Source organism: Bauldia sp., assembly GCA_037200845.1.
In the GTDB taxonomy this organism is placed as follows: Bacteria; Pseudomonadota; Alphaproteobacteria; order Rhizobiales; family Kaistiaceae; genus DASZQY01.
Genome location: JBBCGQ010000001.1, coordinates 2,117,963 through 2,133,162, shown reverse-complemented (window position 1 = coordinate 2,133,162; position 15,200 = coordinate 2,117,963). Strand labels below are relative to the sequence as shown.

15 protein-coding genes are annotated in these 15,200 nt (G+C 66.8%); 11 read left to right on the top strand and 4 right to left on the bottom strand.

Features of this window, described 5'->3' with window-relative positions:
- Window positions 1–234: 234 nt before the first annotated feature.
- The 4 genes from WDM94_10465 to WDM94_10450 all read left to right on the top strand — a co-directional run bounded on the left by WDM94_10465 (window position 235) and on the right by WDM94_10450 (window position 3,467).
- Window positions 235–1,524 carry an O-acetylhomoserine aminocarboxypropyltransferase gene (locus WDM94_10465; GenBank protein MEJ0013025.1) on the top strand — a complete coding sequence of 430 codons (1,290 nt, stop codon included), beginning with the start codon at window positions 235–237 and terminating at the stop codon, window positions 1,522–1,524.
- The gene (locus WDM94_10460) at window positions 1,524–1,853 is read left to right on the top strand and encodes a hypothetical protein (protein ID MEJ0013024.1); all 330 of its coding nucleotides are present in this window, start codon (window positions 1,524–1,526) and stop codon (window positions 1,851–1,853) included. The genes WDM94_10465 and WDM94_10460 overlap by 1 nt, the downstream gene beginning before the upstream one ends.
- Before the next feature lie 67 nt (window positions 1,854–1,920).
- Entirely contained in the window at window positions 1,921–2,715 is a 795-nt protein-coding gene (locus WDM94_10455) for an ATP-binding cassette domain-containing protein (GenBank protein ID MEJ0013023.1), read from the top strand.
- A gap of 2 nt (window positions 2,716–2,717) precedes the next feature.
- Window positions 2,718–3,467, top strand: a complete 750-nt coding sequence (locus tag WDM94_10450; protein ID MEJ0013022.1) for an ABC transporter permease — start codon at window positions 2,718–2,720, stop codon at window positions 3,465–3,467.
- Here the strand turns inward: WDM94_10450 and WDM94_10445 are convergent.
- On the bottom strand, window positions 3,464–3,751 hold the full coding sequence (locus WDM94_10445; protein ID MEJ0013021.1) for a HigA family addiction module antitoxin: 288 nt from the start codon (window positions 3,749–3,751) through the stop codon (window positions 3,464–3,466). The two genes, WDM94_10450 and WDM94_10445, sit on opposite strands and share 4 nt — an antisense overlap.
- 3 nt (window positions 3,752–3,754) lie before the next feature.
- Complete coding sequence (locus tag WDM94_10440; protein ID MEJ0013020.1) at window positions 3,755–4,042, bottom strand: type II toxin-antitoxin system RelE/ParE family toxin; 288 nt, start codon at window positions 4,040–4,042, stop codon at window positions 3,755–3,757.
- 124 nt (window positions 4,043–4,166) lie between these two features.
- Between WDM94_10440 and WDM94_10435 the strand changes: the two genes are divergently transcribed.
- Complete coding sequence (locus WDM94_10435; protein ID MEJ0013019.1) at window positions 4,167–5,390, top strand: lytic murein transglycosylase; 1,224 nt, start codon at window positions 4,167–4,169, stop codon at window positions 5,388–5,390.
- A 182-nt stretch (window positions 5,391–5,572) separates the two neighbouring features.
- On the opposite strand, the gene phaC is transcribed toward WDM94_10435, so the two are convergent.
- Window positions 5,573–7,369: a class I poly(R)-hydroxyalkanoic acid synthase gene (gene phaC, locus WDM94_10430; protein ID MEJ0013018.1), complete on the bottom strand. Its 1,797-nt coding sequence runs from the start codon at window positions 7,367–7,369 to the stop codon at window positions 5,573–5,575.
- A gap of 157 nt (window positions 7,370–7,526) precedes the next feature.
- On the opposite strand from phaC, the gene WDM94_10425 reads away from it, so the two are divergent.
- From WDM94_10425 to WDM94_10410, 4 genes are all read left to right on the top strand, one after another.
- Complete coding sequence (locus WDM94_10425; GenBank protein ID MEJ0013017.1) at window positions 7,527–7,982, top strand: hypothetical protein; 456 nt, start codon at window positions 7,527–7,529, stop codon at window positions 7,980–7,982.
- A gap of 80 nt (window positions 7,983–8,062) precedes the next feature.
- On the top strand, window positions 8,063–9,280 hold the full coding sequence (locus WDM94_10420; protein MEJ0013016.1) for an LL-diaminopimelate aminotransferase: 1,218 nt from the start codon (window positions 8,063–8,065) through the stop codon (window positions 9,278–9,280).
- Window positions 9,281–9,485: 205 nt separating this feature from the next.
- Window positions 9,486–10,811 carry a homoserine dehydrogenase gene (locus WDM94_10415; GenBank protein ID MEJ0013015.1) on the top strand — a complete coding sequence of 442 codons (1,326 nt, stop codon included), beginning with the start codon at window positions 9,486–9,488 and terminating at the stop codon, window positions 10,809–10,811.
- A gap of 2 nt (window positions 10,812–10,813) precedes the next feature.
- Window positions 10,814–11,683, top strand: coding sequence for an aldose 1-epimerase family protein (locus WDM94_10410; GenBank protein MEJ0013014.1), 870 nt, complete (start codon window positions 10,814–10,816; stop codon window positions 11,681–11,683).
- A gap of 296 nt (window positions 11,684–11,979) precedes the next feature.
- On the opposite strand, the gene WDM94_10405 is transcribed toward WDM94_10410, so the two are convergent.
- Window positions 11,980–12,429 carry a hypothetical protein gene (locus WDM94_10405; GenBank protein ID MEJ0013013.1) on the bottom strand — a complete coding sequence of 150 codons (450 nt, stop codon included), beginning with the start codon at window positions 12,427–12,429 and terminating at the stop codon, window positions 11,980–11,982.
- A gap of 76 nt (window positions 12,430–12,505) precedes the next feature.
- On the opposite strand from WDM94_10405, the gene recJ reads away from it, so the two are divergent.
- Window positions 12,506–14,368, top strand: coding sequence for a single-stranded-DNA-specific exonuclease RecJ (gene recJ / locus WDM94_10400; protein ID MEJ0013012.1), 1,863 nt, complete (start codon window positions 12,506–12,508; stop codon window positions 14,366–14,368).
- A gap of 97 nt (window positions 14,369–14,465) precedes the next feature.
- Window positions 14,466–15,200, top strand: coding sequence for a hypothetical protein (locus WDM94_10395; GenBank protein MEJ0013011.1), 735 nt, complete (start codon window positions 14,466–14,468; stop codon window positions 15,198–15,200).

The window sequence follows — 15,200 nt, the reverse complement described above, 5'->3', positions numbered from 1 at the left end:
GCCGGCGCTAGCTGGCGCGTGCTCCGCCTGATGGCGGCGTCGAAGGTCCGTTCTTCGTTCCGCTTGTGGTCGGCGAGCAGCCCTCGCGTTCCGGCGGCCTGAAACAATAGTCTCCCGTCGATGATGGTGGCGGAACCGGCGTTTCGTCGCCGTGGTAATTTCCGGATGGCGATCCTTTGGCTTGGGCCATGGGGCGGCCTACCCATAGCCACCCCAGAAACCAAGGACATCCCGATGAGTGACGATCGCGTTCCGGCCTTTTCGACGCTGGCCATCCATGCCGGCGCCAAGCCCGACCCCGCCACCAATGCGCGCGTGACGCCGATCTACCAGACGGCGTCCTACGTCTTTAACGACACGGAGCACGCGGCCAAGCTGTTCGGCCTGCAGGCGTTCGGCAACATCTACACGCGCATCATGAATCCGACGCAGGATGTGCTCGAGCAGCGCATCGCGGCGCTGGAAGGCGGCACGGCCGCGCTCGCGGTCGCTTCCGGCCACGCGGCGCAGGTGCTGGTGTTCCACACGCTGCTGCAGCCGGGCGACGAGTTCATCGCGGCGAAGCAGCTCTACGGCGGCTCGATCAACCAGTTCAACCACTCGTTCAAGAATTTCGGCTGGCAGGTGAAGTGGGCCGACATCAACGATGTCTCGACTTTCGAGAAGGCCGTGACGCCCAAGACCAAGGCCATCTTCATCGAGTCGATCGCCAACCCCGGCGGCATCGTCAGCGACATCGCCGGCATCGCCAACGTCGCCAAGCGGGCAGGGGTGCCGCTCATCGTCGACAACACGCTGGCGACGCCGTACCTGATCCGGCCGTTCGAGCACGGTGCCGACATCATCGTCCATTCGCTGACCAAGTTCCTCGGGGGCCACGGCAACTCGATCGGCGGCGTCATCGTCGACGGCGGCAAGTTCAACTGGACGGCCAACAAGGGCCGCTTCCCGGCGCTGTCGGAGCCGCGGCCGGAGTACAACGGCCTGGTCATCGGCGAGACGTTCGGCAACTTCGCCTTCGCCATCGCGGCGCGCGTGCTGGGCCTTCGCGACCTTGGCGCATCGATCGCGCCGTTCAACGCGTTCCTCATCCTCACCGGCATCGAGACGTTGCCGCTTCGGATGCAGAAGCATTCCGACAACGCGGCGGACGTCGCAGAGTATCTCGCCGGCCACAAGAAGGTGACATGGGTCAGCTACGCCGGCCTGCCCGGCGACCGCTACCACCAGCTCGCGTTGAAATATGCGCCGAACGGGGCGGGCGCGGTGCTTACCTTCGGCATCGAGGGCGGCGACGAGGCCGGCAAGAAACTGGTCGAGAGCGTGAAACTCTTCTCGCACCTCGCCAACATCGGCGACACGCGCAGTCTGATCATCCACCCGTCGTCGACGACGCACAGCCAGTTGACGCTCGACCAGCGCAAGGCCGCCGGCGCCGGGCCCGACGTCGTCCGCCTGTCGGTCGGCATCGAGGACGTCGCCGACATCATCGCCGACCTTGAGCAGGCGCTGGCGAAAATCTGATGGACTTGCGCGCCTACATCCTCGCGGCGGCGGTCGCTGCCGCGAGTCCGGCGGGCGCGGCCGACTGGGACGCAACCTGGGTCGGCGGCTTCGACAATGGCGGCGATGGGGTTCAAGTCATTATTGCCGGCGACACGGTCGTCGGCTTCTTCCTCGGCGGCGACTATCTCGAGGTGACCGATCCTGGCGCGCTCGCCGCCGACGGCTCGCTGAGCTTCAAGTGGGACGGCGGCGCGGCGACGCTTTCGGCGGCCGGCGACAGCCATACGCTGACGATCCATGCCGCCGGTGCTGCCGATCGCGTCATCGAATTGAAGCGCGACCAGTAAGCCTCTTGCGAATGTCCGCGGAAAGGCACACATGCCTGCCCCGGGGCGCCCGTAAGAGTCCAATTTCATGAATGTTATCGAGGTCGAGAACCTCACCAAGTCGTTCGGCGAGGTCAAAGCCGTTGACGACATCTCGTTCGAGGTGCCGGAGGGCGAGATATTCGCCTTCCTCGGCCCGAACGGCGCCGGCAAGTCGACCACGATCAAGATGCTGACGACGCTGCTGCAGCCGACGTCCGGCACCATCCGTGTCAACGGCCACGATCCGGTCAGGGATCCCGACGCCGTTCGCCGCTCGTTCGGCATCGTCTTCCAGGACCCGGCGGTCGACGACGAACTCACCGCCTGGGAAAACATGGAGTTCCACGGCGTCCTCTACGGCGTGCCGAAGGCCAGGCGGCGGGCGCGCATCGACGAGCTGCTCAAGTTTGTCGAGCTTGAGGATCGCGCCGACAGCCAGGTCAAGGAATTCTCGGGCGGCATGCGCCGCCGTCTCGAGATCGCGCGCGGGCTGCTGCATACGCCCAAGATCGTCTTCCTCGACGAGCCGACGCTCGGCCTCGATCCGCAGACGCGCAATCACATGTGGAGTTATCTCCAGCAGCTCAACAAGAGCGACAAGACCACGGTCTTCTTCTCCACCCATTACATGGAGGAGGCCGAGCGCGTCGCGCAGCGCATCGCCATCATCGACCACGGCAAGATCGTCGCGATGGGGACGGCCGAGACGCTGCGCGCCGAGACCCAGACGAATTCACTGGAAGAGGCGTTCCTGGCATTGACCGGCAAGACGATCCGCGACGAGGAAGGTTCCTCGTCCGACCGGATGCGGACGATGATGCGCGTAAGGCGGGGGCGCTGAGCATGTGGCCCGCGATCTACATCATGTGGCTACGCCAGATGAAGCGGTTCATCCGCTCCAAGGCGCGCATCGTCGCGTCGCTGGCGCAGCCGCTCCTGTTCCTGGTCACCTTCGGCTTCGGCTTCCGCGCCATCTTCCAGCAGGCCGGCGCCGGCAACTACATCGATTTCCTGGCGCCCGGCATCGTATGCATGGCGATTGTTTTCTCGTCGGTCTTCTCCGGCATCGAGGTAATGTGGGACCGCCAGTTCGGCTTCCTCAAGGAGACTCTGGTCGCCCCCGTCAGCCGCACGGCGCTGATGTTCGGGCGCACGCTCGGCGGCGCCACGGTGGCGCTTATCCAGGGGCTGCTCGTCCTCATCGTGACGCTGATCGTCGGCTTCCGCCCGACGAACTGGGAGCTGGTGCCGGTCGCGATCGTCGTGATGGCGCTGATCTCGATCATCTTCACGGCGTTCGGCACGGCGGTCGGCGCCAAGCTCCGTGACATGCAGGGCTTCCAGCTCATCATGAACTTCATCATCATGCCGCTGTTCTTCCTGTCGGGAGCGCTCTTTCCGCTCGATGGCCTGCCGACGGTGATGTACTGGATCGTTCGCATCGATCCGCTGTCCTACGGCGTCGATGCTCTGCGCGGACTGCTCATCGGCGTCGCGCATTTCGGCGTGGCGCTGGATCTCGGCGTGCTGGTGGTCGTGGCCGTGGGCCTCGTCGGCCTCGGCGCGTATTTCTTCTCGCGGATCGAGGTTTAGGCCACCTTCGCCGGGGTGACGCGGCGCGCGATCTCCGCGCCGTGTTCCCGCTCGACGACGGCTATATCGTACTGGCTCTGCAGGTCGAGCCAGAATTGCGCGCCGTTGCCGAAATAGCGCCCGAGGCGGACGGCGGTATCGGCGCTGATCGCCCGGCGGCCGTTGAGGATATCGGTGATCCGGCCCGACGGCACACCCAGATCGAGCGCGGCGCGATTGGCGCTTAGTTCGCGCGCTGCCAGTTCGCGCTTCAGCAGGCGGCCTGGATGCACGGCGGGGGTCATTTTCTATCCCTTATGGTAGTCGATGATTTCGACATCGAAGGCGTCGCCTTGTCGATACTCAAAACAGATGCGCCAGCGTGCGTTGACCGTCATGGCCCACTGGCTCCGCCGCTCACCCTTGAGCTTGTGCAGCCCGACGCTTTTTAGCCGGCCGAGATCGCTCAGCGATTTCGCGACGTTCAACGCCAGCAGCAAATCGATCGCCGCGTCGAAATCCACGCCACGAAACTGGTTTGGCTGCTGGCCTTCCCAAACCTTGCGGCTGGCGGCATTCCGCCATGACCGGATCATGGCATAAATGTACTACGCGAGACGGCGAATGCAAGGGTGGGCAACCCGTTACTGTCCTGTGTCCCGCATCACATCGCGCGCCTTCCCACCGCCGTCCCGATCCGCCATAGTTTTGGCGGGGCGCATGACTGACTCGGGAACCGCATATTCCATGCACCTGTTCGCGCGCCTTGTTTTCCCTGCCGTTCTGCTGATTGCCGCGCCCGCCTTCGCCGCCTCCTGCCACAAGGAGCCGACGTTCGAGGCCTGGGTGCAGGGCGTGGCCGCCGAGGCCAAGGCCGGCGGCGCCTCGCAGCGGGCGATCAACGATGCGCTGGGCGGCGTCGTATTCGACCCGGCGATCGTCAAGAAGGATCGCGCGCAGGGCGTCTTCACGCAGGATTTTCTCCAGTTCTCCGACCGCATGGTCGCCGGCTACCGGATCACCAACGGCAAGGCGAACATCGCCAAGCTGAAACCGGTGTTCGACCGGATCGACAAGCAGTTCGGCGTGCCGGCGCCGGTGCTGGTCGCGTTCTGGGGGCTGGAGACAGACTTCGGCGCCTTCAATGGCGATGGTCCGACACTTACTTCGCTGGCTACGCTTGGCTACGACTGCCGGCGGCCTGACCTGTTCCGCAAGCAGTTGCTGTCGGCGATCAAGATCATCGACCGCGGCGACCTTTCCGCTTTCCAGATGCGCGGCCCATGGGCGGGCGAGCTCGGCCAGCTCCAGTTCATCCCCGAGCGCTACTTCGACTTCGGCGTCGACTTCGACGGCGACGGTCGCGTCGATCTCCTGCACTCGTCGGCCGACGCGCTTGCTTCGGCGGCTAACTACCTCAAGAGTCTCGGCTGGCATCGCGGCGAGCCTTGGCTGCAGGAGGTCGATGTTCCGAACACGCTGCCGTGGGACCAGGCCGACATCTCGATCAAGTTGCCGCTGTCGCAATGGTCGGCGTGGGGCGTGACGCTGGCGAACGGCAAGCCGCTGCCGGCGAAGGGCCCCGACGCCTCGCTCCACCTGCCGATGGGCCGCAACGGTCCGGCGTTCCTGGCGTACCCGAACTTCGACGTCTATCTCGACTGGAACAACTCGCTGGTCTACTCGACCACCGCCGCCTACTACGCGACCCGGCTGGCGGGCGCGGGTCCGGTCCATCGCGGCTCCGGCGTCGATCTGCCGACGGTCGCCGAGATCAAGGAGATCCAGAAGCTGCTCGCCGCGCAGGGCTACGACATCGGCAAGGCCGACGGCATCATCGGCGCGGCGACGCGCGCGGCGGTGAAGGCGATGCAGATCAAGTACGGGCTGCCGGCGGATTCCTATCCGTCGGAGGAATTGCTGGATAAGTTGCGGGGCGGGTAGCCGCGTCAGCGGTTGCTGAGGCACACCCCTCCCCAAAACCGCTTTGCGGTTTTGGCCCTCCCGCAAGGGGAGGGCTCAGTGGAGTCGGGGTCGGGCAGCCAGGATGAACCCTCCCCTTGCGGGAGGGTCAAATCGCCGTCAGGCGATTTGGGGAGGGGTGCCTCTCATCTCCTCCGACGAAGCTACGCCTTCACGCGCACGTACCGCCCCGGGGCCGGCTCGATGCCGCGCCCCACGGGCCTCGCCTTCACGCGGCGCTTGTCCTGTGCCTCGATCCACTGCTGCCAGTGCGGCCACCAGGAGCCTTCGTGCTCCTTGGCCTTCTTGGCCCAGGCGGCGAAGCCGTCGCCCTTCGGCGCCGGGCCGGTCCAGTAGGCGTACTTCTTGCGCGACGGCGGGTTGATCACGCCGGCGACGTGGCCGGAGCCGGACAGCACATACGTCACTTTGCCGCCGAAGTATTGCGAGCCGAAGAAGACCGAGCGGGCAGGGGCGATGTGGTCCTCGCGCGTCGCCAGGCTGTAGATCGGCGTCTTCACCTTCTTGAGGTCGACGCTGACGCCGCCGAATTTCATCTTTCCCTTCGACAGCTCATTATCGAGGTAGCAGGCGCGCAGGTAGAAGGCGTGGTTGGCGGCCGGCATGCGCGTCGCATCGGCGTTCCAGTGGAGCAGGTCGAAGGGCGCCGGCTCCTTGCCCTTGAAGTAATTCGAGATGACGTAGGGCCAGATCAGATCGTTCGAGCGCAGCATGTTGAACGAGGCGGCCATCTCGCGGCCCTCGAGATAGCCGCGGACGCTCATTTCCTTTTCCAGCGAAGCAAGCTGCTCCTCGTCGACGAAGACCTTGAGGTCGCCGGCGTAGGTGAAATCGACCTGCGTCGCGAACAGCGTCGCCGCCTTGATGCGCGTGTCGCGCTTCGCCGCCATGTAGGCGAGGGAGGCGGAGAGCAGCGTGCCGCCGACGCAGTAGCCGACGGCGTTGATCTCTTTCACCTTGAGGCGTTTGCAGATGACATCGACGCTTTCGAGGACGCCTTCGCGCATGTAGTCCTCGAAGGTCTTCCTGGCCTGGTGCTCGTCCGGGTTTACCCACGAGACGACGAACACCGTGTGGCCCTGCTCGACGCACCAGCGGATAAACGATTTTTCCGGGTTGAGATCGAGGATGTAGAACTTGTTGATCCACGGCGGGATCATCAGCAGCGGCCGCTTCAGCACGGTCTTGGTCGACGGCGCGTACTGGATCAACTGGCAGATGGCGTTCTCGTGGATCACCTTGCCCGGGGTCGTGGCGATGTTGACGCCGAGCTTGAATTTCGAGTCGTCGGTCTGCCGGATCTTCAATTCGCCGTGGCCGGCCTCGATATCCTCGGCCAGCATCTTCATGCCGCGCACGAGATTGCCGGCGTTCTCGGTCAGCGTCTCGCGCAGCACTTCCGGGTTGGTGAGGGCAAAGTTGGAAGGCGCCAGCGCGTTGGCGATCTGGCGGACGTAGAATTGCGCCTTCTGGCGCGTGTGCTCGTCGAGACCCTCGGCGTCGTCGACCAGGCTCGCCGCCCAGCGCGCCGTGATCAGGTAGAACTGCTTGAGGAAATCGAAAAACTGGTTGGACGACCACTCGGAGTCGAGGAAGCGCTTGTCGCCGCCGTCAGGGATCGCGAACGGCGCGACGGTGATGCCCATCATGCGCTGGAGCGCGTTGGTCCAGAGGCCGGTGTACTGCATGTAGAGCCGGTTCTGGGCGTCCAGCGTGCGCGCCGGTTCGGCCAGCCAGTAGTCCGCCACCTTGGTCAGCGTGCGGACGATGTCGGTCAGGCTGTCGCCGAAATCGAAGGCCTGCTTGCCCGACTCGCGTGGTTTCAGGTACGCGGAGGCAGCCTTGCCGGCCTCCTCCAGCATCCGGGCGAGGTTGCGGGCGAAGGCTTCCGGGTCGCGGATGGCGTAGCTGATCTGTGGTGCGGGGCTGTTGGACTGCATGTTTTCGGAATAAATGGCGGGCCCTTTGCCCGCTATTTCGACATAATACGCAGGTAGTTAAGGTCTGCCTCACGGAATTCCAAGCGAAGTGTTTAACCCTTTGGTCACCAGCGCAGCCGACAGTCGGTGTGGCATGATCCGGACGGCAGAATCATTTATGCGGCAGGGGTTTGCGGCCGCTTTGGTGGTCGGCGTTGCGCTCGCGCTGTCGGGCTGCGCGCTCGGCATGAGCGAATTTTCCCGCACTGCAGCGAACACGGGCACCGGCGCGCCGGCCGTGAAGGAAGCGGTAATGGAAGAGGGCGCCATCCCGCTGAGGCCGGCGGCGCTGGTCGAGGAAGACGTGGCGCCGGTCGTCGAGAAGTCGCCGGCTGCGGTCGCCGCGGAGACGGTCGTGCCGACTTCCACGTACCCGAACCTCAACGTCATCCCGACCCAGCCCAAGGGCAAGCTGCTGTCGCCGGAAGAGAAGCAGAAGGTCATCGCCGAGCTCGAGGCGCTGGCCCGCAGCCAGGGCGATGCGCTCGCCAAGGAGCGAGCTACGGCAGCCGCTGCGTGCGATAATCTGAGCGCAACCGAGCTCCGCAAGCGGATGCTCCAGGGCGCCTGCTGACCGGCAAGCCGGTCGTCGAAATTCCCCCGTTTCATGTTATTAATCGCGCCCTTAGCGGGTGCTCGTCAGGGACAACGGCAATGAGCGAATTCTACAGCGTGCGGCGTCTGCCGCCTTATGTCTTCGAGCAGGTCAACCGGCTGAAGGCATCTGCCCGCGCATCCGGCGCCGACATCATCGACCTCGGCATGGGCAACCCGGACCTGCCGACGCCGAAGCACATCGTCGAGAAGCTGGCCGAGACGGCGCGGCGCGAGGACACGCACGGCTACTCCGCCTCGCGCGGCATCAGCGGCCTTCGCAAGGCACAGGCGGCTTATTACGCCCGTCGCTTCGGCGTGAAGGTCGACCCGAACACGCAGGTGATCGCCACCATCGGCTCGAAGGAAGGCTTCGCCAACATAGCCCACGCGATCACCGCGCCGGGCGACGTCGTGCTTTGCCCGAACCCGAGCTACCCGATCCATGCCTTCGGCTTCCTGATGGCGGGCGGCGTCATCCGCTCGCTGCCGGCGACGCCGGGCGAGGAATATTTCCACGCGCTCGAGCGCGCCGTGATGCACTCGACGCCGAAGCCGATCGCGGTCGTCGTCTGCTACCCGTCGAACCCGACGGCCGAGGTGGTCGATCTCGATTTCTACCGCGACCTGATTTCCTTTGCGCGCCGGCACGAGCTGCTGGTGCTGTCCGATCTCGCCTATGCCGAGGTCTACTTCGACGGCAATCCGCCGCCCTCGATCCTGCAGGTGCCGGGCGCCATCGACATCGCCGTCGAGTTCACCTCGATGTCGAAGACGTTCTCGATGGCGGGCTGGCGCATGGGCTTCGCGGTCGGCAACGACCGCCTGATCGCCGCGCTCGGACGGGTGAAGTCGTACCTCGACTACGGCGCCTTCACGCCGATCCAGGTCGCGGCGACTGCGGCGCTCAACGGTCCGCAGGACTGCATCGACGACATGCGCGCGACCTACAAGGGGCGGCGCGATGCGCTGGTCGATTCCTTCGGCCGGGCGGGGTGGGAGATACCCTCGCCGCGGGCTTCGATGTTCGCGTGGGCGCCGGTGCCGGAAAAATTCCGCGCGCTGGGGTCGCTCGAATTTTCCAAGCTGCTGATCGAGAAGGCCGACGTCGCGGTCGCCCCGGGCATCGGCTTCGGCGAGCACGGTGACGGCTACGTGCGCATCGCGCTGGTCGAGAACGAGCAGCGCATACGGCAGGCGGCGCGCAACCTCCGCAAGTTCCTCGATACGGCCGACAAGACGCTGCACAATGTCGTGTCGATCAACGCGGCGAGGTAGTTCCTCGTCGGTTTGCGGCACAAGCGCTGCTGTCGTTCCCGCGAAGGCGGGAACCCAGTAAACGCAGCAGAATGTTGTTGAGCGAAACCATGGAACGGCGCGTTTGCCTACCTGCGCGGCACATGCGATGCAGCAGGGGCTACTGGGCCCCGCCCTTCGCGGGGACGACAGCAGTGTGTAGTCTCGGCGAAGCAGAGTTTTTCGCATGAACGCGCCCCTTCGCATCGGTGTCGCCGGCCTCGGCAATGTCGGCACCGCGCTGATCCGCCTCCTGTCTCGCCACGGCAACGACCTTGCCGTGCGCACCGGCCGTGCGATCTCCATCGCGTCGGTGTCGGCGCGCGACCGCCGCAAGGATCGCGGCGTCGACCTTTCCGGCTTCACGTGGTTCGACGATCCGGTGGCACTGGCGCGCGATCCCAGCTCGGAAGTCTTCGTTGAGCTTATCGGTGGCGCGGATGGCGTGGCGCTCGCCTCGGTGAAAGCCGCGATCGACGCCGGCAAGCACGTCGTCACCGCCAACAAGGCGCTGCTCGCCGAGCACGGCGTGGCGCTGGCGCGGGCTGCCGAGGAGCGCGGCGTCAGCCTCAACTTCGAGGCGGCGGCGGCGGGCGGCATCCCGATCATCAAGACGCTGCGCGAATCCCTCGCCGGCAATACCGTGACGCGCGTCTTCGGCATTCTCAACGGCACCTGCAACTACATCCTGACCCGCATGGAGCAGGACAAGATTTCGTTCGACGAGGCGTTGGCCGCTGCGCAGAAGCTCGGTTACGCCGAGGCGGACCCGACGTTTGACGTCGGCGGGCAGGACACGGCGCACAAGCTGGCGCTGCTGACGGCCATCGCCTTCGGCTCGGAGATCGACGCCAGCTCGATCTATGTCGAAGGCATCTCGTCGATCACGCCGGCCGACCTCGAGGCGGCGGACGAACTCGGCTACCGCATCAAGCTGCTCGGCGTCGCCAGCCGCACCGATAGCGGCATCGAGCAGCGCGTCCACCCGACGATGGTGCCGCGCTCCTCGGCGATCGCGCGCGTCGATGGCATCACCAATGCCGTCGCGGTCGAGGGCGATTTCGTCGGACAGCTCGTGCTGTCCGGTCCGGGCGCCGGCGGCGATGCCACCGCATCGTCGGTGATGAGCGACATCGGCGACATCGCGCGCGGCGATCGTGTCGGCACCTTCGGGCGGCCGGCGTCGAGCCTCGAGCCATATCGCCAGGCCGCGATCCGCCGGCACGAGGGCGGCTACTACATCCGCTTGTCGGTCTACGACCGGCCGGGCGCGTTCGCGGCGATCGCGCAGCGCATGGCGGACGCGCAGATCTCGCTGGAGTCGATCGTGCAGCGTCGCCGCGCCGCCAAGACCAGCGCGCCGGACCTCGTCGTGCCCGAGGCGCCGGCGCCGGTGATCCTGATCACCTACGAGACGACGGAAGCGGCCGTGCGCTCGGCGCTCGAGGCGATCATGGCCGACGGCCACATCACCAGCGACCCGCAGGTAATCCGCATCGAGCCGCTGGCCTGACGATGGCGCGGCTCAACATCGGCAACGGCGCGCTGTCGGTCGCGGTCGATACGCTCGGCGCCGAGCTCGCCTCGATCCGCACCGCCGACGGCGGCGAGTGGCTGTGGCAGGGCGACGCGGCATGGTGGCAGGGCCGCGCGCCGGTCCTGTTCCCCATCGTCGGGCGCGTCGCCAACGGTGTGCTCGTCATCGACGGCGCCGCCTATCCAATCGGCACCCACGGCTTTGCGCGTGGCAGCGAGTTCGACGTGGCGGAGGCGAAGGCCGAGACGCTGCGCCTTCGCCTGGTCGATTCCGCCGAGACGCGGAAGCAGTATCCGTTCGGCTTCCGGTTCGATCTGGTCTTCTCGGTCGAGGGCGGCACGCTTGGCGTTCGCGCCGAGGTCACCAATGCCGGCGCCGCGCGGATGCCCTTCTCGCTCGGCTTCCATCCGGCGTTCCGCTGGCCGCTGCCGGGCGGCGAGGGCAAGCCGCACTGGGTGACGCTGGAGAAGCCCGAGGCGCCGCCGACCACGCGCCTAGGCGAGAAGCTGATGACCGCGCCCGGCCATCAGCCGACGGTGTTCGCCAGCGGCCGCTATGCCCCGAAGGCCGAAGATTTCGCCGGCGACGCGATCATCCTCGATGGTCTCGCGAGCCGCGCCGCGACGTTCGGCGTCGACGGCGGCCCGGAAGTCCTCGTGACCTTCGCCGATTTCCCGACGCTCGGCATCTGGCAGAAGCCCGGCGCGCCGTATCTCTGCCTTGAGCCGTGGCAGGGTCTGACGCCGCTGGTCGGCGCCAGCGAGGCGATCGAGGACCGGCCGGGCATCGTCTGGCTGGAGCCGGGCGCGACGCGCCGCTTCACGATGACGATTACGCCGCGGGCGTAATTTGGTGCCACATCGACGCATCCTCTCTCCTGTCATCCTTCGGTGAGGCCAGAGGCCTCGACCGGAGGACCGTTATCCTCGTGCACCGCCCTGCTTGTTGATGCTGGTCCTCCGGTCGGCGCTCCGCGCCGCCGAAGGATGACAGTGGAGAGGAGGCGCGGGCGAAGCCACTGTGGTCCGTTGGGCCTGCCGGCAGCTTGACTCGCCGCGCCGCCCGCGCGACTTTGCTGGCGTGCCGGTCGGCCTTTCCTCGCCAGCTTGTTGCTGGCCCGGAATCGCCTTCCGGCTTTTTCGTTTCAGCCGGTCAATGACGTGCGCTCGTGCAGCGCATCGATCAGGATCCGCTTAAGCGGATGGCGTGTGCCGGCGAGATCGCCGTAGGCACATCCCGTCAGAAACGCGGCAAGCTGCGCGAGTTCCGGTTCGCCGCCCGTCGTGCCTGGCTCCGCTCCGCGATCCACCGCGAACCAGATGTCGTCCGACGCCGCCAGATGATCGATGACGCCGAGCGCGAACGGCAGCTTGAGCTTGTCGGTCGAGGCGTAGAGCAGCGGTCGGGCGTATCCGGTCTGTCGCCGGAGCGCCGCGATCGCCCGAACATGGCGCGTCGGGTCGGTCGTGCTGAGGATGCCGGCGAGCAGACGCCCGCTGGTGCCGCGGTAGGTCCAGACTGGGGTTGCGGCCCGCGCGAGCGCAGGTGTGGCGAGCGTGGCGGCAACTGCTGCCACGAACTGGCGTCGATTCATGCAAGACAAGCGTTTCTCCCCGTATTTCGCCGGCTCACATTAGGCGAGGGCAGGGCGCCGCGCTATGAATCTCCGCATGAGTCCTGCGCTTGCCTACAAGGTTGCCGGCCCGCCGCCGCGGACGTTCCTCGGCGTCGAGCATTCGCTGACCGGCAAGCGCTGGGCCGAGCGGCTGACCATCGAGGGCATGGCAAACGCGCTTGCCATGGCGCAGCGTCACGAGATCCCCGACATCGTGGCGCGCGTGCTCGCCGGCCGCGGCGTGCTGGCCGACGATGCGCCGGCGTTCCTGTCGCCGTCGATCCGCGCGCTGATGCCGGATCCGGCGAGCCTCACCGACATGGACAAGGCGGCGGCGCGCATCGCCGATGCCATTGTCGCGTCGGAGAAGATCGCGATCTTCGGCGACTACGATGTCGACGGCGCCTCGTCGTCGGCGCTGCTGGCGCGGTTCCTCCGCCATCAGGGCCTCGACCCGCACATCTATATCCCGGACCGGCTGTTTGAAGGTTACGGGCCGAACGTCGAGGCGATGAAATCGCTGGCCGCGCTGGGCGCCAAGCTCGTGGTCTGCGTCGATTGCGGCTCGACCAGCTTCGACGCGCTGGAGGCGGCGCAGGCGCTTGGCCTCTCGGTCGTCGTCATCGATCATCACGAGGTCGGCGTCGCGCTGCCGGTTGCCGAAGCCGTGGTCAACCCCAACCGGCAGGACGACCTTTCCGGCCTCGGCTACCTCGCGGCGGTCGGCGTCACCTATCTCGCCATCGTCGCGGTGAACCGGCAGCTACGTCTGCGTGGTGTCTACGCCACGGGCCGCATCGAGCCGGACCTTCTCGCCTGGCTCGATCTCGTCGCGCTCGGCACGATCTGCGACGTCGTTCCGCTCGTCGGCCTCAACCGCGCGCTGGTGTCGAAGGGGATGCTGACGCTGGCGCATCGCGAGAATCGCGGCATCGCGGCGCTCGCCGACGTCGCGCGCATCGGCGGGCCGATCGCGCCGTATCATCTGGCGTTCCTGCTCGGGCCGCGCATCAATGCCGGCGGACGCATCGGCGATGCGGCGCTCGGCGCCCGGCTGCTGGTGAGCGACGATCCGGCAGAGTGCGAACGCATCGCCGTCGAGCTCGACCGGCTCAACCAGGAGCGCCAGGCGATGGAGGCGGCGATGGTCGAGGAAGCCGTCGCCGAGGCGGAAGCCGAGATCGGCCCGCAAGAGGCATGGAGCGCCGGACGCGCGACGGGGACGGAAAGCAGGGGGCCGGCGGTCGTGGTCACCGCCAGCGCGCGCTGGCATCCGGGCGTCGTCGGGCTGATCGCGTCCAGGCTCAAGGATCGCTTCCAGCGCCCGGCCATCGCCATTGCCTTCCGCAACGAGACCGGCACGGGCTCCGGCCGTTCCATCGTCGGCGTCGATCTTGGCCATGCGGTGCGCACCGCGGTCGAGCGCGGCATCCTGATCAAGGGCGGCGGCCACGCCATGGCGGCGGGCCTCACGATCCAGATGTCGCGGCTGGGCGAGCTCCGCGCGTTTTTCGAGACGATGCTGCATGGGCCGGTCGCCGCGCATGACGGGCACCACCTCGACATCGACGCGGCGCTGTCGGCGCGCGGCGCCAGCGTCGAGCTGATCGAAAGCATCGAGAAAGCCGGGCCGTTCGGCGCCGGCCATCCCGAGCCGGTGTTCGTGTTCCCGAACCATCGCGTCGCCTACGCCGACCTTGTCGGCAACGGCCATCTGCGCATGACGCTCGCCTCCGCCGACGGCGCGATGATCAAGGCGATGCTGTTTCGCGCGGTGGGGACGCCGCTCGGCGATGCGATCCAGAAGGCGCGCGGCCAGTTGCTGCATGTCGCCGGCACGCTGTCGGTCGATGCGTGGCAGGAGCGGCGGCAGCCGTCGCTCCGCGTGCTCGATGCGGCCGAGCCGGTGACGCCGTAACGCTCGGCGCGTCGTCCCCGCCGGCGGGGGGATGACAGGGAGGGGATGCGCCTGCCAGCGGTTGATCGCGCCGCCGATTGAGGCGATAAGGCGCGCCATGCGTGGACGTTTCGTTCCCCTATCGCTTGGCCGGCGGCTCGTCGTCGATCTGACGCGGCTGCACGTTCCGAGCGTGCCCGTGCAGCGGATGATGAACATCAAGCCGCTGATCGCGGCGCGCGCCGCCGCCAAGGGCAAGCCGTCGTGGCCGGCGATCTTCGCCAAGGCCTACGCGCTGGTTGCCGCCGACGAGCCGATCCTGCGGCGTGCCTACGTCAAGTTGCCGTCGCCGCGGCTCTACGAATATCCGACGAGCACCGTGTCGCTGGTGGTAGAGCGCGAGCACGAGGGCGAGATGATCGTGCTGACGATGCTCATCTTCAACGTCGCCGAGCAGTCGCTCACGTCGCTCAGCGACACGATCCGCACCGCGAAGACCGTGCCGATCGAGCAGGTGTCGAGTTTCCGGCGGATGCTGCAGCTCGCGCGCTGGCCGACGCCGATCCGCCGCGCCGTCTGGTGGCTCGGCCTCAACATCGGCCGCCAGCGCGGCAATTATTTCGGCACCTTCGGGCTCACCGTCTACTCCGGCCTCGGCGCGGAGTCGCTCCACCCGATCTCGCCGCTGACCGGCGTGCTCAACTACGGCGTCATCGCCGACGACGGCACGGTGGCGGTGCGCATCATGTACGACCACCGCGTCCTCGACGGCTCGATGGTGGCGCGCGTGCTGGGCAAGATCGAAGAGAAGCTCAACGGGCCGGTGCTGGCCGAGCTTGCTGCGCTGGCCTAG

Bases quoted from the DNA above. Each gene is read 5' to 3' on its own strand.
- WDM94_10425 (MEJ0013017.1), top strand. From the start codon at position 7,527: ATGCGGCAGGGGTTTGCGGCCGCTTTGGTGGTCGGCGTTGCGCTCGCG.
- WDM94_10415 (MEJ0013015.1), top strand. From the start codon at position 9,486: ATGAACGCGCCCCTTCGCATCGGTGTCGCCGGCCTCGGCAATGTCGGC.
- WDM94_10420 (MEJ0013016.1), top strand. From the start codon at position 8,063: ATGAGCGAATTCTACAGCGTGCGGCGTCTGCCGCCTTATGTCTTCGAG.
- phaC (MEJ0013018.1), bottom strand. From the start codon at position 7,369: ATGCAGTCCAACAGCCCCGCACCACAGATCAGCTACGCCATCCGCGAC.
- WDM94_10410 (MEJ0013014.1), top strand. From the start codon at position 10,814: ATGGCGCGGCTCAACATCGGCAACGGCGCGCTGTCGGTCGCGGTCGAT.
- WDM94_10460 (MEJ0013024.1), top strand. From the start codon at position 1,524: ATGGACTTGCGCGCCTACATCCTCGCGGCGGCGGTCGCTGCCGCGAGT.
- WDM94_10455 (MEJ0013023.1), top strand. From the start codon at position 1,921: ATGAATGTTATCGAGGTCGAGAACCTCACCAAGTCGTTCGGCGAGGTC.
- WDM94_10450 (MEJ0013022.1), top strand. From the start codon at position 2,718: ATGTGGCCCGCGATCTACATCATGTGGCTACGCCAGATGAAGCGGTTC.
- WDM94_10440 (MEJ0013020.1), bottom strand. From the start codon at position 4,042: ATGATCCGGTCATGGCGGAATGCCGCCAGCCGCAAGGTTTGGGAAGGC.
- recJ (MEJ0013012.1), top strand. From the start codon at position 12,506: ATGAGTCCTGCGCTTGCCTACAAGGTTGCCGGCCCGCCGCCGCGGACG.
- WDM94_10395 (MEJ0013011.1), top strand. From the start codon at position 14,466: ATGCGTGGACGTTTCGTTCCCCTATCGCTTGGCCGGCGGCTCGTCGTC.
- WDM94_10465 (MEJ0013025.1), top strand. From the start codon at position 235: ATGAGTGACGATCGCGTTCCGGCCTTTTCGACGCTGGCCATCCATGCC.
- WDM94_10405 (MEJ0013013.1), bottom strand. From the start codon at position 12,429: ATGAATCGACGCCAGTTCGTGGCAGCAGTTGCCGCCACGCTCGCCACA.
- WDM94_10435 (MEJ0013019.1), top strand. From the start codon at position 4,167: ATGACTGACTCGGGAACCGCATATTCCATGCACCTGTTCGCGCGCCTT.
- WDM94_10445 (MEJ0013021.1), bottom strand. From the start codon at position 3,751: ATGACCCCCGCCGTGCATCCAGGCCGCCTGCTGAAGCGCGAACTGGCA.